This is a genomic window from Sporosarcina sp. USHLN248 (assembly GCF_037144575.1).
In the GTDB taxonomy this organism is placed as follows: Bacteria; Bacillota; Bacilli; order Bacillales_A; family Planococcaceae; genus Sporosarcina; species Sporosarcina contaminans.
This window is the reverse complement of record NZ_JBBCZC010000085.1, coordinates 1-3,007: the sequence shown is the minus strand read 5'-3', so window position 1 is coordinate 3,007 and position 3,007 is coordinate 1. Positions and strand designations below refer to the sequence as shown.

The window sequence follows — 3,007 nt, the reverse complement described above, 5'->3', positions numbered from 1 at the left end:
GTGCGCCTGGAACGGAAAGCGACGGTTGTCAGGGGTTCCCCATTTATTCTCCAACCAGAAAGGGACTATCACAGAAAATCAGTTTTCACTGACTTTCTGGACAGCCCCTTTGTATTCAATAATTTATCCATTACAAACAATGAACACTAATAGCCTAAAATTGCTCGTATGACGGAAGTTGTTTCTCCGCCTTTATAAAACACGTAGAGCAATAAATAGACAGCAACACCTGTAATCGCAGTGAAAAACCAAATGATGCTCGTCATTGGTGCTATTTTTCGATGACGATCAAGCTTGTCTTTCAATCCAGCATAGAGCGTCACAACACCTAAAATTGCGCCGACCGTTGCCAATATTATATGGAAAATAAGGAAAACAGTATAATAAATTTTTAAATGTTCTGGTCCGCCAAACGATGTGTTCCCAATAAAAGCTGTTCGCGAAACATAAATAATAAAGAAGAACAATGCTGAAAAAGCAGCAGCAATCATTGTTTTCTTATGAGCCTCTATTTTCTTTTCACGGATCAGTTTCCATCCGATGGCAACAAGTATCGCAGATAAAACGATGAATAGTGTACTTATTGTAGGCAATATAGGAACACTCATTGATAAATACCCCTTCAATCTAAAATTTGATCATCGGTTCATTTCAAATTTTTGTCTCTCTAACAAATCTTTTTGAGTAATTTCATCAGCATTTAATTGTTCTTCCCGATACCAATTAATAAAGATTTTTGCGATGACTACAACGTAAATCAATTCTTGAACGACCTTCATAATAATTCCGCCCAATTGCTGATCATATACTGTCGGCATATTCGTAAACAACTCAGGGCCTGAGATGGACAGACCTGATAATGTACCGGCAGGCACACATAATGCCATCGCTTGTAGCCATGCCTCCCCGCTGCTATAGGTTTCATATACAGGGACATCTACAAATATGATTAAAGCACATGCAGGCGTCACTAAAAGAGCACTCAAAATGACATAACCAATCTTTTTCAATCCATGCAATTGCGGATGGTCGTCCATTGTATTCACTACCGGCCACCATAAAACCAATGCAGCCATAAATACTGTAATTGTAAAAATAGCATGTAAAACCGCACTTAATTTAATGTAATCCAAGATCATTGGGTAATGATACAATGAAAATGCAAGTGTAAAGATTAGTAAGCTAATGATCGGTTTTGTTAGCAGCCTTACAACCTTATCAATGATTTTTACACTAAAAACCTTTTTCCAAATAAAATTCGGAATACCCATGATCATTAACGGCGCAACACCTAATAACAGTAATGCCATTTGCGTCATATGGACAGAGAATAGAATATGTCCAATTAAATCTACCGGCGACCCTTTGACGATATATAAAAGGATCATGGACGCTACGAACGATTGCATCTGCTTACGGGTTACCGGCTCAGTGCCTTCGAAAAGATGTCTCCATTTTTTCGTTAATAGGAAATAAAGAATGGTAAGTAAAACAATTGTAACGAAGAAATAAGGACTCCATAACGCACGAAATCCAAATATGCTGAAAGGCATCATTGCCATCGCTCCTTTAGTGAATTCTTTCTCCATTATAGAACGAACAAAGTCGTAACACAATGAACGAACATTGACAAATGACAAAACAGAGAGATACCATTCCAATAAAATGCTTCTTACGAATAAACTACTGTCCCTATACTTGCTTCAACAAACAGCTATTGAATAAAGTAAAGCTTAGTGGATGCTCATCACACCTTAACCCTTGGTATCGCAGCATTTTACTACCTACAATCAAAGAAAATATTCTTTTGCGATGCAAAAAAGGTTCTAAATCAAATGTTGGGGTGATGTGATTTGCACGTCACCCTTTTATTTAGATACCGCTGAGTAATGTTGATTTGCGCTACAGGGCGGACGCTTTCCGCCGGCACGGCTTCAGCCAATCGAACAGCGTAGTGTTCGATTGGCCGTATTTCTGCGGTTTTTGCGGAAATTAAGGCAGCCTAATCTTCTGCTCCTAACGCTTCGCTCCAATCAACGAATCTCTTTTATACCGATTTTTGTAGTCAAATAATTCTTATCCTAAATGAACCCCAATTTCTTTATATCTAATGTTTAATAATATCTTTGCTTTAAAGTGATCGAAGCGCCTAAAACCATAGGCATTGCGCTTCATCACTTTCGTTTTGTTATTAATCCCTTCCAGAAAACCATTGGAATACTTGAAGCCGAAACTATTTAAGATTTCTACCTGCCAGTTTTTGAACGTTTGAATGGCTCTTGAAAACGCTGGAATACTGGCTTTCTCTACCTTACGGTAAAAGGCTTCTAGTCGGCTTTTCACTTCCGCTATCTCCTCTGTGTTCTTTGCCCAGTCGAACCAGTCACAATAGGCCTCTTTCAGTTCATATGCCTTCTTCAATTCATCAGACATGCCTAGATAGCGATCTACATACCAACGGTTTTTCTCCGTTAATTTCTCGCTGCGCTTATAGAAAACATGGCGCATCCGTTTACATTTCTTGCGGTCATATGCATGCCATTCCTTCTGCACTTTTCTTCGGACTTCATCCAGCGCCCAGTAGATATAACGACAAAAGTGAAAACGGTCTGCGACAATGACAGGGCGTCCCAATGCCTTTTTCACAGCTGCCTTAAAGCTTGGATTCATATCCATGACCACCAACTCAACGTCTGCCCCGTATTTGTGGAGATAATCCTTAATCGTTTCTTTCCTTCGATTCGGTAAGATGTCCAGCGGTTCGTGTGTTTCTGCATTCGCAATGATTAGTTGATATGTACCCGCATCTGTATCGCCTTTATATTCATCGATCGCAATGGCTTTTGGTAATCGGACGCCATGGGGCATCTGCTCTTTCGCCACTTCCTTGAATCGTCGGATCACTGTTGAGCTGGAAGTGCCGAGTACTTCACCTGCTTCTTTAAAGGTTTTCGCTTTGATGGATCGGACACGGACGACCTGATTCCACTCCTTCGTATAGCGTTGA

At 40.0% G+C, this 3,007-nt stretch carries 3 protein-coding genes; all 3 read right to left on the bottom strand.

Going from position 1 to position 3,007, the window contains the following annotated elements:
- Window positions 1-146 precede the first annotated feature (146 nt).
- A complete protein-coding gene (locus tag WFH04_RS17950; RefSeq protein ID WP_336825678.1) occupies window positions 147-608 on the bottom strand; it encodes a DUF420 domain-containing protein in 462 nt (153 codons plus the stop codon).
- A 30-nt stretch (window positions 609-638) separates the two neighbouring features.
- Window positions 639-1,661 carry a cytochrome c oxidase assembly factor CtaG gene (ctaG, locus tag WFH04_RS17945; protein ID WP_336825676.1) on the bottom strand — a complete coding sequence of 341 codons (1,023 nt, stop codon included), beginning with the start codon at window positions 1,659-1,661 and terminating at the stop codon, window positions 639-641.
- Window positions 1,662-2,076: 415 nt separating this feature from the next.
- Window positions 2,077-3,007 (bottom strand): ISL3 family transposase (locus tag WFH04_RS17940; protein WP_336825674.1); only part of this gene is annotated, 931 nt, incomplete at its 5' end.

Coding starts and splice junctions, on each gene's coding strand:
- WFH04_RS17950 (WP_336825678.1), bottom strand. CDS start 608: ATGAGTGTTCCTATATTGCCTACAATAAGTACACTATTCATCGTTTTA.